We start from the raw sequence: 22,467 nt of genomic DNA, 5'->3' as shown, positions 1-22,467 counted from the left end.
GGATCGAGGCTAGCACGGCGCTTTCCGGTGCCGTTTCTATGATTCCTCATGCCTGCCATAAGCCGGCGTTGCGGGTGCCGGAATATTGGCGCGACAACTGCCGTGAAAGGGCGATGCAGTTCGCAACGTGTTCGCATCGCGCAGGGTAGCCTGCAGCGACCACAAGGAAGGAGCAGGCGCATGTGCATTGTGTGCAATCCAGGAGCCGCAGCATTCCTGCAGGCACGTCGCGAGTTTCTGGGCGGGATGGTCGGATTGGGTGCGGCGGCGCTGGTCGGGTCGGCCGTACCGCTGGCAGCGTTCTCTGCTACGCCGCCGCCGAATCTGGCAGGGCCGGCAGATAGGATCTTCCATGGCGGTCCGATCCATACGCTCGGGCCAAAGGGCAAGGTGCAGGCCATCGCGGTTCGCCAGGGACGCATTCTGGCCACGGGCAGCCGCGAGGAAGTCATGTTGCATCGAGGGCGCCAGACCGACGTGGTCGACCTGCACGGCCGGGCGCTGCTGCCAGGCTTCATCGACCCGCATATGCACTCGGCGATGGCGATGCTGTCCGATTGGGTGGATGTGACGCCGTTCAGTACCCGCACGTTGGCCGAGGCGCTGTCGAAGATTGGTGCCGCCGCAAGTGCGAGCAAACCCGGCGAATGGGTGGTTGCGCAGGGCATTGACCCTTCGCTGATGCCGGGTGAGCCGATCACCATGAAGGCGCTGGATGCGGTCGCTGCGGATAATCCGGTGTTCGTCCTTGAATCCAACGGACACGTCGCCTACAGCAACAGCAAGGGCTTCGCCGCTGCCGGAGTAACCGATGCGACGCCCGATCCGGAGCAGGGGCGTTACGATCGCGAGGGTGGGAAGCTGACGGGCCGGATGCAGGAGTCTCCCGCGATGAAGCCGTTCATGGCGGCGATGCCGGTCCCCGACGAGGATCGCTACGTCGCGTTGATCCAGCAACTGTTCTCGGACGCGGCCAGGGCCGGCTGCACCGGCCTGCATGATGCCGGCATCGGGACCGGAGGCGTGACCGATCTCAAGGTACTCAATCGCGTGATGGCGAAGAATCCGCCGATCCGCTATTCAGGCTTTCTCACCTCGGACCTGATGGACGACTGGGTCGAACTGGGGCTGAAGCCCGGCCACGGTGATGACCGCTTCCGCCTGACGGGTATAAAGTTCTGGTCCGATGGCTCCAACCAGGCGCAGACCGGCTATCAGCGCGAGAACTACCTCGGCTCGGACAAGCGGGGTTCGCTGAACTACACGCAGGAGCAGCTGACGAAAGGTGTGCAGCGCGCCCACGATCTCGGTTGGCAGGTCGGCATCCATGCCAATGGCGATGCGGCCATCGATACCACCCTGAAGGTCTACAAGACCGTACTGGCCAACACGCCACGTGCCGATCATCGCCATCGCATCGAGCATTGCAGCGTGCTGCATGGGGACCAGATCACACAGCTTGCCGAGCTGCAGGTGTCGCCTTCGTTCCTGATCGGGCACGTGTACTACTGGGGAAAGGCGTTCCGCGACAACATCCTGGGTCCGCAGCGCGCCGATCTGTACGATCCATGCCGGTCGGCGCTGGCGGGCGGGCTTCGCATCTCGCTGCACTCGGACTTCAACGTCACCACCATCGAACCGTTGCGCTACATCGACAACGCAGTGAACCGGCGCATGCGTGATGGCGGCGAAGTGTTGAACCCTGAAGAGTGCATCAGTGTCGAACAGGCGCTGCGCGCAGTGACCATCGATGCGGCATGGCAATGCCGGGTGGACGACATTGTCGGAAGCCTGGAGTACGGAAAGTATGCGGACATGGTCATTCTTGATCGCGATCCGCTGACGATCGATCCGGCAAGAGTCCTCGAGCTGAAGGTGATGGAGACCTGGCTGCAGGGTGAGCGACGCTACGCCGCGTGATCCGAGGCTTGAAGCACGGCCCGAGGCAGCTGCGCCCCGGGCCCTGTGCAGGCTTAGTACTGGTACTGCCACCCCAGCGTCAGCACTCGGCCACGGCCCGAGAAATAGCTCGGGTTCGACGGCGTGGTCTGCGAGTAGTAGCTGATGTACTGCTTGTTCGCCAGGTTCTGCACGCCCAGGGTGAAGCTGTGCTTGTCCAGTACATAGCGGGCCACCAGGTCCATCGTGGTGTAACCCTTGAACTCCGCCACCTGCGCGCCACGCAGATCGAAGTCGCGGTCGAAGGCGTGGCTGGCCTGCAGGCGGGTGCTCAGCTGTGGTGTCCAGCTCTGTTCCCAGAACGCGGTCAGCCGGTTCGGCGCGATGTTGACGCCGGCCAGGTCGCTGTCGAGGCGGCCGTCGACGTCGGCATCGTAGCGGCCATTGGCGCGTGCATAACCCAGGCCCAGCCGGCTGTCGCCCAAGCGCAGGCGCAGGTTGCTTTCAAAACCTTCCACGCGGGTGGCCTGGCGCTGCACCGCATAGGCGTCGATGCCCGGATCGTAGATCAGCACCGAGCCCAGCTTGGATTCGGAGGTGTAGTACGCAATATCGCCACTGAAACGGCCATCGTCGTACTCCAGCCCGATCTCGCGGTTGTCCGAAACCACCGGTGACAGGTCAATCAGATTGTCCACGCGCTGGCCGTCGCGGTTGATCGCACGTAGCACGCGGCCGACGTCGGCCACGGTGTAGCCTTCCGAATACGAGGCGTAGGCGTTGAGGCGATCGTTGATGTACCAGACCGCGCCGAAGTTGGGCAGGGTCTCGCTCATGGTCGGCTTGCCGCCTGCCACCTTGCGCGCGCCGTAGCGGGGCAGGGTGGTGTAGTCGCCTACTTCCAGCTCGCCCTTTTCGTAGCGCAGGCCGCCGGAGAGCATCAGGTGGTCGGTTGGCCACCAGTGCAGCTGCAGCAGCGGCGACAGGCTCTGGTAGGTGGTCTGCGGCACCCAGTTCATGCCACTGGCCAGCAGTACCTGGTGGGTGCGGTCGCGCAGGCCGTCCAGGCCCAGGGTTACGTCCAGCGTGGTATCGGCGATGCGGGTCCAGCTCTGGGTCAGCTTGAAGCCACGCTTGTCCGATTCGTTCTGGGTCTGGTCCCAGGCGGCGTTCGCGCCGGTGTTGCCCCACGGATCCCACTGGCTGGCACCATAACGGCCTTCGAAGTCCACCGCGAAGGCCTGCGCCTGGAAGTGGCCACCGAGCAGGTCGGCGGCGCTGTAGTCCAGCGTCAGCGAGCGCGAGCGGTTCATCGGCGGATCGAGCGGGGTATCGCCGGGGACCGAAATGGTCGGGCGACCGGTGCGGTAGTCACCGTTCACCGCCAGGTAGTTGTCCAGCCCGCGCAGCTCGTAGCGGTTGGCCATCAGTTGCAGGCGGTGGCCCTCGGCAATGTTCCAGCCCAGCTTGGCGAACACGTTCGACGATGTCGAATCCATCAGTTCGCCCTGCGCGTTGGTACCGATCGAACGGCCCTCGCCGTCGTGGTACAGGCCCTGCTTCTCATAGGCCAGGCCGGCCACCAGATCGAACCGCTCACCGCGTACGCCGACCAGTGCCGAGCCGCGCTGGCCATTGTCATCGTGGCGGCTGGGCAGGGCCGAACTGTAGGTGACGTTGGTGTCGAGCAGGAAGGCGCCCGGCTCGCTGGGCGCGCTGCGGGTGATGATGTTGACGATGCCACCGGTACCGCCGATGCCCTGCAGTGCGTTGGCGCCGTGGATGACCTCGATGCGCTCGATCATCGCCGGATCGATGGTGTGCGAATCACGTGAGCCATCGCGCAGCGGCGTCGACTGCGGCACGCCGTCGACCATGTACAGGATGCCGCGGCCACGCATGGTTTCGCCGTAGTTGGACATCTTCTCGCGCGCCGGGGCAAACGCCGGGATCTGCGCCGACAGCACGCGCGAGACATCCGAGCCCAGCGCCAGCTGCTGCGCGATGTTCTCGCGGGTCAGCACGGTGATGGTGTTGGGCATCGCGGTCTCGCCCTGCGGCATACGCGCGGTCGAGGCCGATACCGTGACGCGGGCCAGCGAAGTGGTCGTGCCCGGGGACGCTGCCGATGACGAGGCCCGGGCCGGAGCGCGGGCCTTGGAGGATGCCGGCGCGGCACTCACCACGAACACCCCCGGCGAGCGCTCCTGCATCGCCAGGTCTTGCCCGGCCAGCAGGCGCTGCAGGGCGTCGTGCGGGGTGTGGCGGCCGTCGAGGGCCGGCGCGTTGCGGCCACTTACGCTATCGGCAGCGAACAGCAGCTGGATGCCACTCTGCCGCGCCAGTGTCGTGAGCGAAGCCTGCAGCGGGCCGGCCGGCAGGTGTAGTTCGACAGGTGCGGACGCAGCGGTCTGCGCGGTGGCGGGCAGCGCCGCACACAGGCAGGCGGCAAGCAGGGTGGGGGCCAGCCGGCGCAGCGCGGCAGGCGGAACAGGGCGGATCATGCGGGGGTCCTTCGGAAGGGTTCAAGCACTTGCCGGATGGGACGGCGCGCAACCCACCCTCGGCGTGGCAATCAATCGCGGGCACGCAGATGCAGGCTGCCGTCGGCGGCGGTATGCACCTGGACCGGCAGGATCTCCGGCAACAGGGCGACCGCCGTCTCGGCACGGTCGGCATCGAACACGCCCGACACCTGCAGTGGTCCCAGTGCCGGGTCGTCCAGCACGATCGGACGGTCGTGATAGCGCTGCAGGATGCGCAGCACCTCGGCCAGCGGCATGCGGTCGAACTGCAGCCGGCCGGTGGTCCAGTCGGCCCGGTCCGGATCCACTGCTTCCGGCGGAGACAGGGACCCCGGCTGGGCCAGCAGGCGCTGCCCCGGCTTCAGCCGCTGCTCGGTGCCGCCGCCATCCACGCTGACACCGACCTCGCCGCGCCAAAGCGTGACCTCGCTGAGATCGCCCTGGCGGTCAACATCGAACACCGTGCCGTAGTTGCGTACCTGTACCGGCCCGGCATCGACCTGGAAGCGGCGCCACGCCGAATGCTGCACCTCGAAGCGCGCATGGCCCTGCGCCAGCAGCACCCGCCGCGAACGCAGGTGGCGACGGACCTGCAGGTGGGTCCCCGCGTCGAGCAGCACGCGGCTGCCGTCCGGCAGCTCGATGTCGCGGCGCTCGCCGACGGCGGTCTGGTAGTCACGCATTTGCCAGGCCGGGTCGGCCAGCAGCAGCGCGGCGGCCGCCAGCAACAGCACCGGCAGTACCCGTTTCGCGCCAGATCCGCCGCGCCGCCGCTGCAGCTGCTCCGGGCCTGGCAACGGGAAACGCTCCTTCAGTGCCTCCCGGTGCTGATCGAGCGTGTCCTCGGCGGACGGTTCGGCGGGCGGCGACGGCGGTACCGGATCGGGTGATGCAGGGCTCACCGCAGCGCACCGTGCAGCCGACAGTCGGCCATGGCCAGGCGCAGGTGACGTTCCACCGCCTTCAGGCCGATGCCCATCCGCTGCGCCACTTCGGTCTGGGGCAGCTCGTGGATCTTGTGCAGGATGAACACCTGCTGCCGCCGGCAGGGCATGCGCTCGATGCTGGCGGTCAGCCGCTGCAGCGCCTGCTGGCCCTGCGCCTGGCGCTCGGGTCCGGGGCGCTCGCAGGCGCCTTCGGGAAGCTCGGCGCGGGGCTCCACCCAGTGCCGGCGCAGGTCCTCGGCGCGGCAGCGGTCGACCGCTGCGTCGTGGGCGATCCTGCGCAGCAGCGCGATCGGTTGGCGGGCGTCATGCACGGCCGGACGTTCCAGCAGGCGTACACAGATATCGTGTACCACTTCGCGGGCCAGCCCGGGCGAGCGGAACCGGCGATGCAGGTAGTCCACCAGTTCCTCGTAGTGGCGCACCAGCGAGGTCACCAGCGGCAGCGCAGGTGGGCGGGGAAGTGTCGGCTGGGACATCCGGACGGGCAGCAAGGGTGAAAGGCGGGTGCCGGGAGGTCATCCCTGCGTAATGACGCAATACTAATGGGAACTGTTCTCGTTTGCCATGCCGCGATCGCCAGGGCGATTGTTCGCCGCGCCTGGAAAGTGAATCCACGATCATCGGCTGGAGCGCAGAATCGCCCACGGCTAGCCTGCCTGCAGGCTCAAGGAGGTGGACCATGCATGTGCTTCTGGTGATGGTGGGCGGCATTGTGCTGTTGGGAGTGTTCCTGTTGTTCGGACGGCTGTGGAGCGTAGGCACCTCACAGCTGCCCACGGCCCTGATCGCGTTCATTGCCACCTGGCTGTTGGTGACGGTGGCCAACCTGTGGGTGGGTGTCAGCAAGGCCGGCTACGGGATGCGCGAAGAACTGCCGATCCTGCTGCTGGTGTTCGCGGTGCCGGCCCTGCTGGCCGGCCTGCTCTACTGGCGCCTGGCGCGCTGAAGGAAAGCCATGAGTACACGACTGCGATTGCCGGCCCTGCGCCAGCGCGACGGCCACCACGCCCGCGTGACCTACGAAGAACTGTTCTTCGACCTGGTCTATGTGTTCGCGGTCACCCAGCTGAGCCACCACCTGTTGCATCACCTGGACCTGGCCGGCGTGCTGCAGACCCTGGTGCTGTGGTTTGCGGTGTGGCTGGGCTGGCAGTACGCCTGCTGGGTCAGCAACTGGTTCGATCCGGAGGCACCGCGCATTCGTGGCCTGCTGTTTGCCACCATGCTGTTGGCCTTGCTGATGTCGTCGTCCATTCCCGAGGCGTTCGCCGACCGTGCCTGGGTGTTCGCCGGGGCCTACGCCACCATGCAGGTCGGGCGTACCGCCTTTGTGCTGTTCGAGGTCGGCCACACACACCCGCTGGCGCCGAACTTCCGCCGCATGCTGGCGTGGGTGAGCGTATCGGCCTGCTTCTGGCTGGCAGGTGCGGCAGCCGAGGGGAATACGCGGCTGGCGCTGTGGGCGGTGGCGGTGGCGTGCGAATACGTCTCACCGATGTTCGGCTTCGCGTTCCCGGGGCTGGGTCGTTCGCACACCCGCGAGTGGACCATCGAGGGCGGGCACCTGGCCGAGCGCTGCCAGCTGTTCGTCATCGTTGCACTGGGCGAGACGTTGCTGGCCACCGGTGGTGTGCTCAGCGAGGTCGAACAGTGGAGTGGGGCGGTGGTGTCGGCGGTGCTTGCCACCTTCGCCGGCACGATCGCCATGTGGTGGCTGTATTTCGGCATCTCCAGCCGCGACGCCACCGAGGCCATCAGCCATGCTGAAGACCCCGGGCGGATGGGGGCCAACTTCCACTATGTGCACGCGCTGCTGATCGCCGGGATCATCGCTACGGCGGTGGGCAATGACCTGGTCATGGACCACCCGCACGCTGCGGTGACGCCGGTGTATGCGGCCGTGCTGGTTGCAGGGCCATTGATCTACCTGCTGGGCAGCGCGCTGTACAAGCGCGTGGTATACGGGCGCGCACCGTACTCGCATCTGATCGGTGCGGTGGCACTGGTCCTGCTGGGCGTGGTGTTGCCGCAGACCCATCTGCTGGCCGCCGGTTGGCTGACCAGTGCGGTGCTGCTGGCGGTGGGGTTGATGGATACGCGGTTGAAGCACCGTCTGCAACGCGCCTGATCCACACGGCGGCTCGCACTGCTTGCGCAGGCGGGCAATGGGAGTAGCGTTGGCGGTGGGTGCTCTTGGAGCCGGGAGTGGCGCAACATGCAGAGCGTTCCGCAATGGCTCGTCTGGGCCGGGTTGTCAGCCTGCTTCGCCGCTCTGACCGCGCTGTTCGCCAAGGTTGGGGTCAAGGGCGTCGACTCGGATCTGGCCATGGCCATCCGCACCCTGGTGGTGGCGGCGGTGATCCTGCCGCTGGTGGTGATCAGCGGCAAGTGGTCGAATCCATTGCTGCTGCCGGGGCGCACGCAGCTGTTCCTGGTGCTGTCGGCACTGGCCACCGGCGCCTCGTGGCTGTTCTACTTCCGCGCGCTGCAGAGTGGTGAACTGGCCAAGGTGGCGGTGGTCGACAAGTTCAGCGTGGTGCTGGTGATCGTGCTGGCTTACCTGCTGCTGGGCGAACGACCGAGCCTGCGGGAGTGGAGCGGCATCGGCCTGGTGGTTGCCGGGGTGATCGTGCTGGCGACGAAGAAGTAGCGGGATTCAACCATCACACGGAAGTGCAGGATGCAGGGCGAAGCACACGGTAGAGTCGACTCTACCGTCTCCCTCTACCGCCTGGGGTGGCCTGGCCAAGCGCGGCGGCCATTGCCGCAAGTTTGCCGACCGTGTTGAGGTTGCGGGCGGTGCATTGCTGGGCATAGGGAATCCGCAGGCGTGAGTCGGCCATGCCGTCGCCATAGTGGACGAAGATCTCGCGTGTACCCAGCACCAGCTGCTCATCGCGCAGGCCGGTCACCCCGGTCAAGGGATCCGTGGGCAGTGCCTCATCCACGAACAGCGCGACCACACGATTGCCGGCGGCGTGCGGGAACGGATTGCCGGCGGCAACCGCCGCGATCTCGGCTGCCGAGCGCACCAGCACACCCACCGGTTTTCCGGCATAGGCCTGCAGCCGTTGGCCAAGGGCTTTCCGCACGCCGGCTTCGTCAAGTCCGCTGCGGAACACCACGTTGCCGCTGGCGATATAGGTGCGGACGTCGGTGAAGCCTGCGTCCTCGCACATCGCCACCAGTTCAACCATCGGCAGCTTGCCGGTGCCGCCGACGTTGACTGCGCGTAGCAGCGCGACATGCACGCTCATGGGGTGCCCGCCTGCAAGCGGTCGTACATGCGCACCAGGTCGACCAGCGTACGCGCGCCCATCTTGCGCATCACCTGTGCGCGGCGCACCTTCACGGTGATCTCGCTCACCCCGAGGTCGCCGGCGATCTGCTTGTTGAGGCGGCCGCGCACCACGCCGTCGACCACCTCGCGCTCGCCGGGGTTGAGGGTATTCCAGCGCTGCTGCAGGGCGTCCAGTGCCTCGCCGTCACGGCGGCGCTGGCGGTCGATGTCGATCCCCTTGTGGATTGCATCCAGCAGCTCCTGGTCACGGAACGGCTTGGTCAGGAACTCGATGGCACCGTCCTTGATCGCGTTGACACCCATCGCGATGTCGCCGTGGCCGGTGATGAACACCACCGGCAGCTGCAGGCCGTGGCTGCCCATCGTGCGATGGAACTCCAGCCCACTCTGGCCGGGCATGCGCACATCCAGCACCAGGCAGGCCGGTGCATCTTCCAGTTCGTGCTCGAGGAATGCCTGGGTGGAGGCGAAGGCCCGTACCTGCAGGCCCATCGAGGCGAGCAGGTCTTCCAGCGCGGCGCGCACCGACGGATCGTCATCGATCACATAGACGATGGGCGCTGGATCGGCGGCGGGTGCAGCGGGCTTACGCATGAGGAAGTTCCGTGGCGATGGGCAGGTCAAACACAAAGCAGGCACCCCCGCCGCTGGGGCGCTCGGCTCGGATCCTGCCTTCGTTGGCTTCGATCATCGAACGGCTCAGGCTGAGACCGAGCCCCAGCCCGTGTGATTTGGTGGTCCAGAAGGCATCGAACACGCGCTCAGGATGGTCGATTGGCAGGCCGACACCGCGGTCGCGCACGCTGAGGCTGATCCGCTGTCCGTCGCGTTGGGTCAACAGGGACAGGCGTCGATCAGCGGCGGGCACGGCCTCCATTGCGTCCACCGCATTGAGGATCAGGTTGCCGATCACCTGCTGCACCTGCACGCGATCGGCCTGTACCAGCGGCAGGTCGGCATCGAGCAGCAGGGCCACGGCCACGCCGTGCTGGTCCAGCTCGCTGCGCGACAGCGCCAGCATTTCCTCCACCGCCTGGTTCAGGTCGAAGGCGCGTCGTTCCGGTGCCGCACCCTGGGTCAGGCCGCGAATGCGGGCGATCACGTCACCGGCGCGATGTGCATCGTCCAGGATGCGGGACACGGTCTGCCGGGCCTTGTCGACGTTCGGTGGGTCCTGTGCCAGCCAGCGCTGGCAGGCCTCGGCGCTGCTGGCAATGGCCGCCAGCGGCTGGTTGACTTCATGTGCGATGGAGGTGGTCAGCTCGCCCACGGTCGACGCGCGCGCCACCCGCAGCAACCGGCCCTGCGCTTCCTGCACTGCGGCCTTGGCCGCTTCCATCTTCAACGCGAGGTAGGTGGTGATGCCGATCACCAGCATGCCGATCACCGAATTGACCAGGCCGATGCGATAGGTGCCGAAGCGGGTGAGGAAGAAGCTCAGGGCGGTGAGTGCGATGCAGGCGATGGCCAGGCTGATCAGCCCGCGCGCACTCAGCACTCGTGATGCGGCGAGGATGACCGCTGCATAGAAGCAGGCCGCAGCCACGGCGTAGTCGGTGACGGTATCGACCAGGAAGATCGCCGCCATCACAACGATCAGGGCCAGCAGCACCAGCGGGCGGCGGGGCGACAGCGATGGCATCGGGACGTCTCCCTGGCGTGGGGGGGAAGGATAGCAAAGCCGGATTTGGTAGATGCCGACCTTGGTGGGTGCCGACCGTTGGTCGGCACGAACGCCTGGGGCCGGGATTCTGTGGTTTGTGCCGACCAACGGTCGGCACCCACCAGAGCAATGCACGGTTTTTCCGGCGTCCATGAGGTTGCCGGCCAGCGGCCGGCACTACCGAGCGGCTACTCCTCCAGGCTGGCGTTCCAGAACCCCTGCAGCACGCCGGGGGTGGTCGCCAGCGTGGCCAGTACTGCATCCAGTTCGCCGGCATCGACCGTGGTGGCGTACAGCACCGCTTCTATCTCCACGTCGCGCTCGCCGAACGGGCGCTGGTCCACCGCGCGTACCGGGTAGTGCGCCTGTTCCAGCAGCAGCAACAGCTGGTCCAGCACCTCGGCCTGCTGCTCACGTTGGCAGACCACGTTGATCGCATAGGTCGCCTCGCTGAATGCCTCCGGCAACGGCTGCCGCTGGATGCGGTTCACCACCGGCCGCAGCAGGGTGTTGGCGGCCAGCACGAACACGGCCGCCAGTACCGCTTCGGGCAGCAGCTTGATACCCGCACAGGCGCCAACCGCCGCCGAGCCCCAGAGGGTGGCCGCGGTGTTCAGGCCGGACACCTGCGCGCCGTCCTTCATGATCGCGCCGGCGCCGAGGAAGCCGACACCGGAGATCACATAGGCCACCACGTGCAGTGGCGACGGCGGGCCGCCGTACAGGTCGTGGAAGCGCACGGCCAGGTCCACGAACACTGCCGCACCCACCGCCACCAGTGTATTGGTGCGCAGACCGGCGGTGCGTTGGCGCAGCTGTCGCTCCAGGCCGATGACGGTGCCAAGCACGAAGGCCACCGAGAGGCTGATCAACGAGCTCAGGGTCGCGCCGGCGTTGAACGCCGGCAGGTTCGGATTGATGTCCATTGTGCTTCTCCCTGGACCAGGCGGCGGGCGCTTACTGCCAGCCGTAGCGACGGATGTAGATCTTCTTCAGCAGGGTGGTCAGCACCGCGTAGCCGAACAGGATCGCCACCAGGAACGGCCAGTAGCCGGTCGGCAGGGCCTGCAGCTTGAAGTAGCCAGCCAGCGGACTCATCGGCAGGGCCACGCCGATGGCCATGATCAGGCCGGTCATCACCAGCAGCGGCGGCGCGGCGATGCTCTGCAGGAACGGCACCTTCGGTGTACGGATCATGTGCACAATCAGCGTCTGGGTCAGCAGGCCCACCACGAACCAGCCGGACTGGAACAGGCCCTGGTCGGCTGGTGTGCGCGCATCGAACACGTACCACATCAGGGCAAAGCAGCTCAGGTCGAAGATCGAGCTGATCGGTCCGAAGAACACCATGAAGCGTCCAATGTCTGCCGGGTTCCACTTCAGCGGCTTGCGCACCAGCTCCTCGTCCACGTTGTCGAACGGAATGGCGATCTGCGAGATGTCGTACAGCAGGTTCTGCACCAGCAGCTGCAGTGGCAGCATCGGCAGGAACGGCAGGAAGGCCGAGGCCACCAGCACCGAGAACACGTTGCCGAAGTTGGAGCTGGCAGTCATGCGGATGTACTTCAGCATGTTGTTGAAGGTGCGCCGGCCCTGGATCACACCTTCCTCCAGCACCATCAGGTTCTTTTCCAGCAGGATGATGTCGGCCGCCTCCTTGGCGATGTCCACCGCACTGTCCACGCTGATGCCGATGTCCGCCGCACGCAGCGCCGGTGCATCGTTGATGCCATCGCCGAGGAAACCGACCACCTTGCCCTGCGCACGCAGCTCGCGCACCAGGCGCTCCTTGTGCAGCGGGGTCAGGCGAGCGAACACGCGGTGGTGGTGCAGCGCCCGCGACAGCGCGCCGTCATCCATGCGCTCGATCTGCGGACCGGTCAGAATGGTGTCTGCCTCCAGCCCGACCTGCGCGCAGACGCGGGCGGTCACCAGTTCGTTGTCACCGGTGAATACCTTCACCTCCACGCCATGCGCGGCCAGCGCCTGCAATGCCTGCGCAGCCGATTCCTTGGGCGGGTCGAGGAAGGCCACGTAGCCGACCAGGGTCAGGCCGCACTCGTCAGCCTGCGAATACACGGTCTGGCTGGCAGCAGTTTCCTTCATCGCCACTGCCACCACGCGCAGGCCCTGTTCGTTCAGTTCCTCCGTGGTCTGCCGCACGCGCGCCAGCCGCTGCTCATCCAACGCCTTGTCCTCGCCGTTCTCGCGCACGGTGCTGCACACCGCCAGCATTTCTTCCACTGCTCCCTTGCAGATCAGCTCATGGTGGTCCTCGCGTTCGGACACCACCACCGACATGCGGCGGCGCTCGAAGTCGAACGGAATCTCATCCACCTTGTGGTAGTCCTGCGACAGCCGCAGCGAGCTCTGCAGCTCCACGTGCTCCAGCACCGCACGGTCCAGCAGGTTGATCAGCCCGGTCTGGAAATGGCTGTTGAGGTAGGCAAACTTCAGCACATCCTCCGAATCGTGACCGAACACATCGGTGTGCCGTTCCAGCGCGATCTTGTCCTGGGTGAGGGTGCCGGTCTTGTCGGTGCACAGCACTTCCATCGCACCGAAGTTCTGGATCGCATCCAGACGCTTGACGATCACCTTGCGCCGCGACAGCAGCACCGCACCCTTGGCCAGGGTGGAGGTGACGATCATCGGCAGCATTTCCGGGGTCAGGCCCACCGCCACCGACAGCGCGAACAGGAATGCCTCGGTCCAGTCGCCCTTGGTCCAGCCATTGATCAGTAGCACGAACGGCACCATCACCAACGCGAAGCGGATCAGCAGCCAGCTGACACTGTTGACGCCGGCCTGGAACGCAGTCGGCGCGCGGTCGGTGGCGGTGCTGCGCTGGGCCAGGGTGCCGAAGTAGGTACGGTTGCCGGTGGCCAGCACCACGGCGGTGGCGGTGCCGGACACCACATTGGTGCCCATGAACAGCAGGTTGTGCTGCTCCAGCAGACCAGCCAGGCCATCGCCCGGGTGCGCGAACTTCTCCACCGGCAGCGACTCGCCGGTCATCGCTGCCTGCGCCACGAAAAGGTCCTTGGCGGTCAGCACGCGGCAATCGGCCGGAATCATGTCGCCGGCCGACAGCACGATGTGGTCACCGGGCACCAGCTCACGGATCGGCAGGTCCAGCAACCGCGCCGGGCGACGGCTGTGCAGGTGGGCACCGAAATACTGGTCGGCAACGTCTGCCGCCTCGGTGCCCGGATTGCGGCGCAGCACGCGCGCGGTGTTGCCGACCAGTGCCTTCAACCGCTCGGCGGCACGGTTGGAACGGCCTTCCTGCACGAAGCGGATCAGCGTGGACAGCAGCACCATCGCACCAATCACCACGGTGGCCTTGATGTCCTCGGTCAGCCAGGACACCGCCGCCAGCACGGTCAGCAGCAGGTTGAACGGATTGCGGTAGCACTGCCACAGATGGCGCCACCACGGAAGCGGTTTTTCGTGATCGACCTCGTTGGGGCCGAGCGTGGCCAGCCGCTCCTGGGCCTCATGCGGGCTGAGGCCATCGACGTGCGAGTCGAGCGCGGCCAGCAGGCGCGGCTCGTCCAGCTGCGACAGGGTCACCAGGCCGGTGGTGAGCGCGAACGGTGCGGCTTCGGCGCTGCCCGGGCCGAAGCCGGCTTCGGGCATGGCGCGACGGCCGAACAGGTTGCCTGCGCGACGGCTGCGCAGGAAGGCATTGAACCAGGCGTTGAGCAGGCTCATGGGAACTCCTTGAATGTCAGAGCCGGCCGCGGCCGGATTACGAACGGAATGGATGCAACGGATCAGGCGTGGCGCATCGCCAGTACCGCCGGTGACCACGGCTGCATATGCAGGCGCTGGCTGCCACCGATGCACAGCGGCTTCATCGCATCGCGAAGGGGGTAGGGCAGATGGCGCAGCACGTTGATGCGCTCGCTGATCGGCAGCAGCGACAGTGCGTCGGCGACCACGCGCGGCGAACCGAGCGACAGCGAACGGGCGAAAACCACGGGGCCGTGCTGCAGCAGTTGGCTGCGCAGGGCGGCAACATCGCGCTCGCCGATCAGGCGGCGCAGGGTGATGTAGAGGATCTTGTAGGACATGGGGGCGATCTCCAGGCAGGCGGTGCCTGACGATCCCCCGTCACTCAGGCAGGCGGGGACCGGCGGGCGGGCGCCAGGAACAGGCAACAGGCGGGCATACGGGGCGCGGGGCGCCCGGCAGGGTCGGGGTCCATCTGCGTCTCCATGAAGGGAGGGAGCCAGCCAGGGTTGCCCTGGCCAGTGGCGCTATTGTCCGCCCCTGAATGGGGTAGTCCTAGAGGCTCGTGGGTTAGCCCGGCTATACCTTGGTATAGCCGGGCGAGCATCGCGCCAATCGATGGCGCATCAAGGAATCAATGCGAGGTGCTGGTCTGCTTGCACACGTCGTACTCGCCGCGGCTCAACGTCTTGTTGCGATCGGTATCGCAGGCGTGCAGTCGTTCGGCCCAGTCTGGCGCCACCGCATCCACTTCGGCCAGGGTGACGATGCCGTCCTTGTCCTTGTCCAGCGATTCATAGGCAGGGATGAGCTTCACTTCGGTTACGTCCTCGGCTGCGGTGGCCTTGCTGGCTTCCTGGGTCTTGGAACAGGCGCCCAGCAGCAGGCCCAAGGAGATGGCGAGGACAACAGGAACGTAGCGAATACCGGTCATGACAGGCTCCAGGAGTGGGGGCGCGGGCCACGCTTGTGGATGGCCACGGCTGGATCTTCGGTCGGGGTCTGTAAGCGAGCTGCGAAGAACCGGCCCGGTGGACATGTGCCGGTGGGCCGCCATTCACCGGGCCGCATAGCGGCGATCGCGCAGAGATGCCCGGGGAGGCGGTTGGACGGAGTTGGATCGACGGAGTCGGCTCGGTAGAGTCGACTGCTAGTTGACTATCACGCGAAGCGCAGGGTTCTCAGCTTCCCCCCAGCAGTCGACTCTGCCCTCGAACGGTGGGATGCCGGCCAGCGGCCGGCACAACCATTTCCTCAGAAGCGGTCGGCGAACGCATCCGTGGCGCGCACCAGCGCATCGACCGTCGCCGGCTCGTTCGCGCTATGTCCCGAGGTCACCATCTCCAGCTTTGCCTCCGGCCAGGCCTTGGCCAGGTCCCAGGCGCTGCGCGGCGGGCAGATAATGTCGTAGCGGCCCTGCACGATCACGCCGGGCAGATGGCGGATGCGATCTATATCGCGCAACAGCTGGTTCGGTTCCAGGAAGATACCGTTGCGGAAGTAATGCGCTTCGATGCGGGCCTTGGCCAGAGTGTCCAGCGGGTCATCCGTGGAAACAGCATCCACGTCGTGCTGCAGGGTGGCGGCGTTGTCTTCCCAGCCCAGCCAGGCCTGCGCGGCTGCGATGCGGGTGGCCTCATCGGCGCTGTCCATGCGCGTCCAGTAGGCCGCAATCATGTCGCCACGCTCGCCTTCTGGAATGTAGGCCTCGTAGCGATCCCAGCGCTCCGGGAAGATCCAGCGCGCACCGCCGTTGGCCTCGGCGAACCAGCGGTTTTCCATCTCGCGGCCCAAGAAAACGCCACGCACGATCAGGCCGGTGGCACGCTCGGGATGTGCCTGCGCGTAGGCCAGCGACAGGGTCGAGCCCCAGGAACCGCCATAGACCAGCCAACGCTCAATGCCGAGGTGCTCGCGCACCTTCTCGATGTCGGCCACCAGTTCCTGCGTGGTGTTGTCGCGCAGCTCGCCGAACGGCGTGGAGCGACCGCTGCCGCGCTGGTCGATCAGCACGATGCGGTAGCGCGCCGGGTCGAAGAAACGGCGATGGGTGGGCGAAATACCCGCACCCGGTCCGCCATGCAGGTACACCACCGGAATGCCCTCCGGCGTGCCGCACTCTTCGATGTGCAGCGTGTGCAGATCGCTTACCGGCAGAGTGAACTCGCGGTACGGCTCGATGGTTGGGTACAGAGTGCGCATGGCGGGTGTCTCACAAGCAGGGGCGGCCAGCATAGCGCCTCGCGCCGACCGAGGCAGGGGGTGTTGCTTGCGGGACGCTGGAAATGGGCTTGCCGATGCGCATAAGCTTCTGGGATGCACGCGACCACGACAAGGACGTCCACGTTCAGCATCAGCCTCGGCAGTGGCGCCCGCGAGCTGCTGAAGTGGATCGCATTGCTGGCCATGACCGGCGACCACGTGGCCAAGGTGGTGTTCGGTGGCTACGTGCCGGTGGTCACTGAACTGGGGCGCATCGCCTTTCCGCTGTTCGCACTGGTGATGGCCTGCAACCTGGCCCAACCGGGCGCCGACCTTCGCAAGTCGATGCGTCGCCTGGCCCTGTGGGGCGTCATCGCCCAACCGCTGCATGCCTTGGTCTTTGGCTCCTGGCTGCCGCTCAACATCCTACTCACGTTCGCCCTGGCTGCCGTGGCGGTGCACGCGCTGGCCAACAACCGGCCCCTGTTGCTGTTGTTGGCGGCGGGTGTACTGCCGATGCTGGTGGACTACCAGTGGGCCGGAGTCGGCAGTGTCCTGCTGGCCTGGATCGCGTTCCGCCATCGCGCGTGGTGGACGCTGCTGATTGCCTTGGCGGCGGTGTGCTGGGCCAACCGGAACGGCTGGGCCGTGCTGGCAGTTCCCGTGGTGCTGCTGGCCGCACGGGTGCAGTGGCAACTGCCACGCTGGCGCTGGATGTTCTATGGGTACTACGTGGGGCATCTGCTGGTACTGGCGGTGGTGGCGCGCGTGCTTTCTTGATCAATACATGGGTGGTCGTGCCTTGTGTCGGTAGATCCACGCCATACGTGGATGCTTCTGGCGGATTGCCTGGCATTCTGTAGAGCCGAGCCCATGCTCGGCTCATCAAAGGAAACGGAGCCGAGCATGGCTCGGCTCTACAGTACGCCCACGCCGCCCATGGATGCCTTTCAGAAATCCATCGTGGCCGACAACAACACCGTTCTCGGTGCCCCCAGCGCCAGGCTGGAAAGCAACGGCATGCCCCAATACGCCTTGTTGGTCACGTTGTTCACGCTCGCTCTCAGGGCAAGCGGTCGTCCGGCCACGGTGGTGCTGTAGCGCGCACCCACATCGAACAAAGTGCGCCCAGGTACCGACAGGCTATTGTCTGCGCTGATGTACTGCTTCGACATGGCGGTGGCATTGCCGGTCAGGGTAAAGCCCTCCAGTGCAGGCACATCCCATTCCACGCCCAGCTTGGCCTGCCGCTGCGCAACCGCCGTGGCCATGCGGCCTTCATTCACGCCACCGGCCGTGCGGGTCAGCTTGGGCTGCACATAGGCCATGCCACCCAGCAGGCGCACGCCATCCAGCGGTGAGCCGAAGAAACCCCATTCCACGCCGCGGTTCCGTTGTTCACCACCGAACGAGAAGACATTCGTGACCGGGTCGGTGTAGCTGCTCGGGCGCTTGATCTCGTACACGCTGAAGGTGTGCGTGAAGCTGCCAAGGTCCAGTTTCAGGCCGAGCTCCTTCTGCTTGGTGCGGAAAGGCGCGAACACATCGCCGGCGTTGGCAGCAGTCATCGGCGCGGTGGCGCCCTGGCTGAGGCCTTCGATGTAGTTGGTGTAGATCGAAAGCTTATCGGTGGCCTTCACCAGCAACGCGGCGGCAGGGGTGGTGGCGCTCTCGTCATAGCGTGAGGTGCGCGCACCGCTGGCCACGTTGAAGGTCTCGCTGACCACCTGCTGGCGACGCACGCCCAGCGTCAGTTGCGCGCGGTCATCGGCGAAGGACAAGGTGTCGGCGAAGCCGAGGCTGTCCAGCCGCAGCTCGGTGTGCGAGATATGCGGCGCCACGAACGGCGCGGCCGGGCCCCACACCGGGTTGTACAGGTTGGTGGTCCAGTCCCAGCCCGGCACGCTGCGGCGGCCGTAGTCGTTCTGGGTGTGCTGGTAATGGGTCACGTTGGCAGCCCACTGGTGGCCGACGCTGCCGGTACGGAAGCTGCCGCGCAGGCCAGCATCACCGGACTGCTTCTTGATGTCGAACGCCAGCTGGCCGATCACGGTAGTGAAGTCACCGGCTGGGTTGAGGATCTGCGCGCTGATCGATCCGTTGTAGCGGTAGTCGGTCTTGCTGGTGCCGTAGGCCAGGTAGGCCATCAGGTTGTCGATGATATCCAGCTCGCCACGCAGCATCGCGCCCTTGTCCTGGCTGTCCACGTAGGCCCAGTCCGGGTTGATCAGTGTGTCGCCTCGCGGCGGGCGGGGAATGGCGACGCCCGGTGCCAGGCCGACACCACGGGCCGGGCCGTCGACGCGGTCGTCGGCGCTGTACAGATCGGCCGACAGGCGGGCGCGCTCGCCGCGCCAATCCAGCGCCAGCGAGCCCAGCTGCACCTTCTTGCTCTGCTTGCCCACTGCACCGTCGCCATCACGGTAAGCGCCGTTGAAGCGGATGCCGAACTGCTTGTCGGCGCCCAGACGGCGGCCCACATCCACATGGGTGCCGAACTGCGCATCGGAGGCGAAGTTGGCGCTGATCCGCAGCAATGGCTGGTCATCCGCACGCTTGGGCACCAAGTTGACGCTGCCACCGACCGAGCCGCCCGGCGGCATGCCGTTGAGCAGGGCGGACGGGCCCTTCAACACCTCGATGCGCTCGAACATTTCCGGTGAGGTGCGGTAGTACGGCGCGATGCCGCTGAGGCCGTTGAAGGTGGTGTCGCTGCTGCTGGAGGCGAAGCCGCGGATGGCGTAGTTCTCGCTCCAGGAACCGGTGACGCCGTTACTGAACACCGTGGGGTCGGTGGCGGCGATGACGTCGGTGAGGTCCTTGGCCTGGCGGTCGCGGATGAAGGCTTCGGTGTAGCTGACCGTACTGAACGGCGTATCCATGAAGTCCTTGTCGCCGAGCAGGCCGACGCGGCTGCCAGAGGCCACCTGTCCGCCGGCATAGTCGCCGGTCACCCGGCGCTGTTCCTGCACCTGCACCGAAGGCAGGGTGGACGGCGTCGACTCGGCCAGCGCGGCGAACGAGGCCAGCAGGCCCAGCGCCAGGACCGACACCCGGATGCCCAGCGCCTGCGTCTGGCCGCTACGCGCATTGGGGGTGCTCTGGTAGCGCCGGGCCATGCCCGGCGGGAGCATCACCAGGCGGGTCGGATCAGCAGCTGCGCGCTGCAGCAGAGAGGAAAGGTCGTACACGGTCATGCCAGATTCCTGTGAATCGCAGGTGCGAACGCGCCTGGCGCGCTGCCGACGGCAAGCACGGGGGTGGGCGCAGCGCAGGGTTGTCGGCTGGGTGGGAACCTGGCGGGAAGTGAGCCATGGGCTCGATTGCGGACGGCGGCGGGGTTGCGAACCAGACGCATTCCGAATTAGTTGAGTAAATTAAACTAAATTACATGAAGCGGACAAGAGGGTCCCTTTGCTGGCACCCTCGCTACGGTATGAGCATGCAACCTGAGATCCCGGCGCCGGCCCGTGGCCGCCCGCCTACCATCACCCCAGATCGGCTGGCCGACATCGGCATCACGCTGGGCCTGCCGAACCTGACCATGGCCAATGTGGCCGCCGAGCTGGCGGTGACCCAGGCCGCGCTCTACAAGCGCGTGGCCAATCTGGAGGCCTTGAAGCGGCTGGTTGCCGATACGGTGTTCCAGCGCTGGCAGATTCCGCGTGCGTCTGCCGATGCGCCGGGTGGGTTGCAGGCCTACCTGCTGGGGTTCGTGGAATCACTGTGCGAGGTGGTGAAAGCGCACCCGGGGTTGCCGCCTTACCTGCTGCGCCGTTCGGTGGCGACCACGCCGATGCTGGAGAAGATCGCCTCGCACCAGGCGCATGTGGCCGAGGTGTTCGGCCTGCCGCTGGACAAGGCGCGCTGGTTGCTGGCCACGATAGCGTTCTACTGCATTGCCGGTGCGGATACGGTGTACGGGCTGGTGGATGACGAAACCGAAGTGTTGACCGGCCGCCGCGTGCAGGACGAGGAAGTGATCGCCGAATTCAAGCAGGGCATGCGTGCGCTGGTGATAGGTTCGCTGGAGGTATTGGAGCTTCGGTAGATCCACTCCATGCGTGGATGCCGTCGCACGGTTGGCCAAGGCAGCATCCAGGCATGGCGTGGATCTACAATGCGGCCATGCCTGCCACGCCCACCCTCGATGATCTGCGCCGCCATGCGGTGGCGCGCACGCTGTTCAAACCCACCACGCTGATGACCGCGATCCGGCGCCTGGGCTTCGTGCAGGCCGACCCGATCCGCGCGCCGGCACGTGCGCAGGACCTGACCTTGCGCCACCGGGTGAAGGACTATCGCGCCGGTGATCTGGAGCGGCGTTATACGCGTCTGCCGGTGGAAGAAGATTGCCTGGTGAACTACGGCTTCCTGCCACGCGAGCATTTGGCGCTGATGCACCCGCGCGTGTGCAAGCGCGAGTGGGACGCCGAGACCCATCGCCGCGCGGCCGACGTGCTGGCCTTCGTGCGCGAGCGCGGCAGCGTGCACCCGCGGGAGGTGGATCAGGCGTTCGCGCATGGGCGGGTGACCAACTACTGGGGCGGCACCAGCAATGCCAGCACGCACCTGCTGGATGGCATGCATTACCGTGGCCTGCTGCGCGTGCAGCGGCGCGACAGCGGCACCCGCATCTACGCCGTGGCCGACCACGCCGAGGCAGATGCCAGCGAGCAGGCGCAGATTGAACGCGCCGCCGCCCTGATCGATCTGGTGGTGCGCAAGTACGCGCCACTGCCGTCGGCCAGCCTGACCTATCTGGTGCGCCTACTGGGCTATGGCGCACCGCATCTGGCCGAGCAGACCCGGCAGGCGTTGATGCTGGCAAAGCACCAGCTGGCCAGCTGCACGCTGGACGGCACCACCTGGTACTGGCCGGCGGACGAGAACCCGCGCTCGCACCGGCATGCGCCGGACGAACAGGTGCGCCTGCTGGCGCCGTTCGACCCGGTGGTGTGGGACCGCCGCCGCTTCGAGCTGCTTTGGGGCTGGGTGTACAAGTTCGAGGCCTACACGCCTGCGCCGAAGCGCCAATACGGCTACTACGCGTTGCCGATGCTGTGGCGCGACCAGGTGGTGGGCTGGGCCAATCTCAGCGTGCGCGACGGTGAACTGGCGTCCAGCGTGGGCTATGCCGGCAAGTCGCTGGCTCGCGACCGCGTGTTTCGTTCCGCGCTTGAAGACGAACTGCAGCGCATGGCGGCTTTTCTGTAGCAACTGTCTTGTCAGGCGGAGGCCATCTGGGCCTCCGCATCCCTTTTGCGGGCGTTGAGGATCACCAGCATCTTGCGCATCACCGCGACCAAAGCCACCTTGCCCGGCTTGCCCTGCTTGACGAGGGATTCAAAAAATTCCTTGAGCCGAGGCTCATAGCGTTTGGCCGTCAGCGCCGCCATGTAGAGCGCTTCGCGTACAACGGCGCGGCCTCCGGTGATGCATCGTCGCCCTTTCCAGGTTCCGCTTTCGCGGTTCATGGGGGCAACCCCTACCAAGGCCGAGATGGCTTTCCCGCTGAGCTTGCCCAGCTCCGGGAGCTCGCAGGCCAGGGTTGCCATCAACACCGGGCCGGCACCTTTGAGCTTGGCAAAGTCACGCCATCCTTCCTGTTCGGCCAGCAGCGCTGCGATGGTGGCGTCGAGCTGCTTGATGCTTTTCTGGATCTCGCCCAGGTGCTGATTCAGCATGGAAATCAGGCTGGGTTCGCTGAACGCGCGCATGCGCTGATGCTCGCTCACCCGCATCTGGACCAGGTGGCGACGTCGCTGGCACAGCTCACCCAGGCGGCGCTGCCAAGCCGCTGGCGGTACGTAGCGGGTCAGTTTTAGGGCATCGGCCATGTGGGCCAGCACCATGGCATCAATACGATCGGTCTTGGCCTGCTTTCCCGTGGCTGAGGCAAAGCTGCGGCCACGGCCAGGATTGATTCGTACCATCGGCAGGCCTGCTTCATGCAGCGCATCCAGTGCCTTTTGCTCGTAGCCGCCACTGGCCTCGAGCACGACCTGCTTGGCTGGCCACTGCTGCAACCACCGGATCAGGCTATTCCAGCCACGTTTGCTGTTCTTGAACTGGCGAAAGGCCTGTTCATGGACGGCAACATCCAGATTCTCACCACTGACATCGATCCCGATCCCAAACATGAGATAACTCCGCTAGGCTGACAGGGCCGAGAGCTCCCCCCGCTTGCCC

The 22,467-nt window shown here is 66.1% G+C and carries 20 protein-coding genes; 7 read left to right on the top strand and 13 right to left on the bottom strand.

All coding sequences use genetic code 11. The features are described 5' to 3' along the window. Positions 1–48: 48 nt before the first annotated feature. Positions 49–1,920, top strand: a complete 1,872-nt coding sequence (locus tag ACZK2G_RS11975; RefSeq protein ID WP_478473395.1) for an amidohydrolase — start codon at positions 49–51, stop codon at positions 1,918–1,920. Between the two features lie 53 nt (positions 1,921–1,973). Here the strand turns inward: ACZK2G_RS11975 and ACZK2G_RS11970 are convergent, their stop codons facing one another. From ACZK2G_RS11970 to ACZK2G_RS11960, 3 genes are all read right to left on the bottom strand, one after another. Next, on the bottom strand, positions 1,974–4,403 hold the full coding sequence (locus ACZK2G_RS11970; protein ID WP_478473394.1) for a TonB-dependent receptor: 2,430 nt from the start codon (positions 4,401–4,403) through the stop codon (positions 1,974–1,976). Between the two features lie 71 nt (positions 4,404–4,474). Further along, positions 4,475–5,326, bottom strand: coding sequence for a FecR family protein (locus ACZK2G_RS11965; protein WP_478473393.1), 852 nt, complete (start codon positions 5,324–5,326; stop codon positions 4,475–4,477). Then, positions 5,323–5,847: an RNA polymerase sigma factor gene (locus ACZK2G_RS11960; protein WP_136637954.1), complete on the bottom strand. Its 525-nt coding sequence runs from the start codon at positions 5,845–5,847 to the stop codon at positions 5,323–5,325. Before ACZK2G_RS11960 ends, ACZK2G_RS11965 begins: the two co-directional genes overlap by 4 nt. Before the next feature lie 203 nt (positions 5,848–6,050). Here ACZK2G_RS11960 and ACZK2G_RS11955 point away from each other — a divergent pair, with 203 nt between their 5' ends. The 3 genes from ACZK2G_RS11955 to ACZK2G_RS11945 all read left to right on the top strand — a co-directional run bounded on the left by ACZK2G_RS11955 (position 6,051) and on the right by ACZK2G_RS11945 (position 8,021). Further along, positions 6,051–6,317: a hypothetical protein gene (locus ACZK2G_RS11955; RefSeq protein ID WP_006369821.1), complete on the top strand. Its 267-nt coding sequence runs from the start codon at positions 6,051–6,053 to the stop codon at positions 6,315–6,317. A 9-nt stretch (positions 6,318–6,326) separates the two neighbouring features. Then, positions 6,327–7,499, top strand: a complete 1,173-nt coding sequence (locus ACZK2G_RS11950; RefSeq protein WP_253078053.1) for a low temperature requirement protein A — start codon at positions 6,327–6,329, stop codon at positions 7,497–7,499. 87 nt (positions 7,500–7,586) lie between these two features. Beyond that, entirely contained in the window at positions 7,587–8,021 is a 435-nt protein-coding gene (locus ACZK2G_RS11945; protein WP_136637956.1) for an EamA family transporter, read from the top strand. 61 nt (positions 8,022–8,082) lie between these two features. Here the strand turns inward: ACZK2G_RS11945 and ACZK2G_RS11940 are convergent, their stop codons facing one another. The 8 genes from ACZK2G_RS11940 to pip all read right to left on the bottom strand — a co-directional run bounded on the left by ACZK2G_RS11940 (position 8,083) and on the right by pip (position 16,275). Then, positions 8,083–8,628, bottom strand: coding sequence for a DUF1697 domain-containing protein (locus ACZK2G_RS11940; RefSeq protein WP_478473392.1), 546 nt, complete (start codon positions 8,626–8,628; stop codon positions 8,083–8,085). Next, positions 8,625–9,266 (bottom strand): response regulator transcription factor, encoded by a 642-nt coding sequence (locus ACZK2G_RS11935; RefSeq protein WP_046982553.1) that lies wholly within the window; start codon positions 9,264–9,266, stop codon positions 8,625–8,627. The genes ACZK2G_RS11940 and ACZK2G_RS11935 overlap by 4 nt, the downstream gene beginning before the upstream one ends. Then, positions 9,259–10,314 (bottom strand): sensor histidine kinase, encoded by a 1,056-nt coding sequence (locus ACZK2G_RS11930; protein ID WP_046982554.1) that lies wholly within the window; start codon positions 10,312–10,314, stop codon positions 9,259–9,261. The genes ACZK2G_RS11935 and ACZK2G_RS11930 overlap by 8 nt, the downstream gene beginning before the upstream one ends. A 209-nt stretch (positions 10,315–10,523) precedes the next feature. Beyond that, entirely contained in the window at positions 10,524–11,261 is a 738-nt protein-coding gene (locus ACZK2G_RS11925) for an MgtC/SapB family protein (RefSeq protein ID WP_012511185.1), read from the bottom strand. Positions 11,262–11,292: 31 nt separating this feature from the next. After that, entirely contained in the window at positions 11,293–14,052 is a 2,760-nt protein-coding gene (gene mgtA, locus ACZK2G_RS11920; protein ID WP_478473390.1) for a magnesium-translocating P-type ATPase, read from the bottom strand. 62 nt (positions 14,053–14,114) lie between these two features. Beyond that, positions 14,115–14,414 (bottom strand): hypothetical protein, encoded by a 300-nt coding sequence (locus tag ACZK2G_RS11915; protein ID WP_046982556.1) that lies wholly within the window; start codon positions 14,412–14,414, stop codon positions 14,115–14,117. A gap of 293 nt (positions 14,415–14,707) precedes the next feature. Beyond that, positions 14,708–15,007, bottom strand: a complete 300-nt coding sequence (locus ACZK2G_RS11910) for an EF-hand domain-containing protein (protein WP_337302803.1) — start codon at positions 15,005–15,007, stop codon at positions 14,708–14,710. A gap of 320 nt (positions 15,008–15,327) precedes the next feature. Next, complete coding sequence (pip, locus tag ACZK2G_RS11905; protein WP_426353412.1) at positions 15,328–16,275, bottom strand: prolyl aminopeptidase; 948 nt, start codon at positions 16,273–16,275, stop codon at positions 15,328–15,330. Between the two features lie 114 nt (positions 16,276–16,389). On the opposite strand from pip, the gene ACZK2G_RS11900 reads away from it, so the two are divergent. Then, complete coding sequence (locus ACZK2G_RS11900; RefSeq protein ID WP_046982558.1) at positions 16,390–17,055, top strand: TraX family protein; 666 nt, start codon at positions 16,390–16,392, stop codon at positions 17,053–17,055. Between the two features lie 170 nt (positions 17,056–17,225). Here the strand turns inward: ACZK2G_RS11900 and ACZK2G_RS11895 are convergent, their stop codons facing one another. After that, positions 17,226–19,472 carry a TonB-dependent receptor gene (locus ACZK2G_RS11895; protein ID WP_208043482.1) on the bottom strand — a complete coding sequence of 749 codons (2,247 nt, stop codon included), beginning with the start codon at positions 19,470–19,472 and terminating at the stop codon, positions 17,226–17,228. A 239-nt stretch (positions 19,473–19,711) separates the two neighbouring features. Here ACZK2G_RS11895 and ACZK2G_RS11890 point away from each other — a divergent pair, with 239 nt between their 5' ends. Together ACZK2G_RS11890 and ACZK2G_RS11885 are read left to right on the top strand one after the other, a co-directional pair. After that, positions 19,712–20,326 carry a TetR/AcrR family transcriptional regulator gene (locus tag ACZK2G_RS11890; RefSeq protein ID WP_046986479.1) on the top strand — a complete coding sequence of 205 codons (615 nt, stop codon included), beginning with the start codon at positions 19,712–19,714 and terminating at the stop codon, positions 20,324–20,326. 53 nt (positions 20,327–20,379) lie between these two features. Continuing rightward, on the top strand, positions 20,380–21,492 hold the full coding sequence (locus tag ACZK2G_RS11885; RefSeq protein ID WP_478473388.1) for a DNA glycosylase AlkZ-like family protein: 1,113 nt from the start codon (positions 20,380–20,382) through the stop codon (positions 21,490–21,492). Positions 21,493–21,503: 11 nt separating this feature from the next. On the opposite strand, the gene ACZK2G_RS11880 is transcribed toward ACZK2G_RS11885, so the two are convergent. Then, the gene (locus tag ACZK2G_RS11880; protein WP_478473386.1) at positions 21,504–22,418 is read right to left on the bottom strand and encodes an IS110 family transposase; all 915 of its coding nucleotides are present in this window, start codon (positions 22,416–22,418) and stop codon (positions 21,504–21,506) included. Positions 22,419–22,467 lie beyond the last annotated feature (49 nt).

It is taken from the genome of Stenotrophomonas sp. 107298_Sma, assembly GCF_056480345.1.
This window is presented reverse-complemented; position numbering and strand designations above follow the sequence as displayed.

Bases quoted from the DNA above. Each gene is read 5' to 3' on its own strand.
- ACZK2G_RS11975 (WP_478473395.1), top strand. From the start codon at position 49: ATGCCTGCCATAAGCCGGCGTTGCGGGTGCCGGAATATTGGCGCGACA.
- ACZK2G_RS11970 (WP_478473394.1), bottom strand. From the start codon at position 4,403: ATGATCCGCCCTGTTCCGCCTGCCGCGCTGCGCCGGCTGGCCCCCACC.
- ACZK2G_RS11960 (WP_136637954.1), bottom strand. From the start codon at position 5,847: ATGTCCCAGCCGACACTTCCCCGCCCACCTGCGCTGCCGCTGGTGACC.
- ACZK2G_RS11955 (WP_006369821.1), top strand. From the start codon at position 6,051: ATGCATGTGCTTCTGGTGATGGTGGGCGGCATTGTGCTGTTGGGAGTG.
- ACZK2G_RS11950 (WP_253078053.1), top strand. From the start codon at position 6,327: ATGAGTACACGACTGCGATTGCCGGCCCTGCGCCAGCGCGACGGCCAC.
- ACZK2G_RS11945 (WP_136637956.1), top strand. From the start codon at position 7,587: ATGCAGAGCGTTCCGCAATGGCTCGTCTGGGCCGGGTTGTCAGCCTGC.
- ACZK2G_RS11940 (WP_478473392.1), bottom strand. From the start codon at position 8,628: ATGAGCGTGCATGTCGCGCTGCTACGCGCAGTCAACGTCGGCGGCACC.
- ACZK2G_RS11935 (WP_046982553.1), bottom strand. From the start codon at position 9,266: ATGCGTAAGCCCGCTGCACCCGCCGCCGATCCAGCGCCCATCGTCTAT.
- ACZK2G_RS11930 (WP_046982554.1), bottom strand. From the start codon at position 10,314: ATGCCATCGCTGTCGCCCCGCCGCCCGCTGGTGCTGCTGGCCCTGATC.
- ACZK2G_RS11925 (WP_012511185.1), bottom strand. From the start codon at position 11,261: ATGGACATCAATCCGAACCTGCCGGCGTTCAACGCCGGCGCGACCCTG.
- mgtA (WP_478473390.1), bottom strand. From the start codon at position 14,052: ATGAGCCTGCTCAACGCCTGGTTCAATGCCTTCCTGCGCAGCCGTCGC.
- ACZK2G_RS11915 (WP_046982556.1), bottom strand. From the start codon at position 14,414: ATGTCCTACAAGATCCTCTACATCACCCTGCGCCGCCTGATCGGCGAG.
- ACZK2G_RS11910 (WP_337302803.1), bottom strand. From the start codon at position 15,007: ATGACCGGTATTCGCTACGTTCCTGTTGTCCTCGCCATCTCCTTGGGC.
- pip (WP_426353412.1), bottom strand. From the start codon at position 16,275: ATGCGCACTCTGTACCCAACCATCGAGCCGTACCGCGAGTTCACTCTG.
- ACZK2G_RS11900 (WP_046982558.1), top strand. From the start codon at position 16,390: ATGCACGCGACCACGACAAGGACGTCCACGTTCAGCATCAGCCTCGGC.
- ACZK2G_RS11895 (WP_208043482.1), bottom strand. From the start codon at position 19,472: ATGACCGTGTACGACCTTTCCTCTCTGCTGCAGCGCGCAGCTGCTGAT.
- ACZK2G_RS11890 (WP_046986479.1), top strand. From the start codon at position 19,712: ATGAGCATGCAACCTGAGATCCCGGCGCCGGCCCGTGGCCGCCCGCCT.
- ACZK2G_RS11885 (WP_478473388.1), top strand. From the start codon at position 20,380: ATGGCGTGGATCTACAATGCGGCCATGCCTGCCACGCCCACCCTCGAT.
- ACZK2G_RS11880 (WP_478473386.1), bottom strand. From the start codon at position 22,418: ATGTTTGGGATCGGGATCGATGTCAGTGGTGAGAATCTGGATGTTGCC.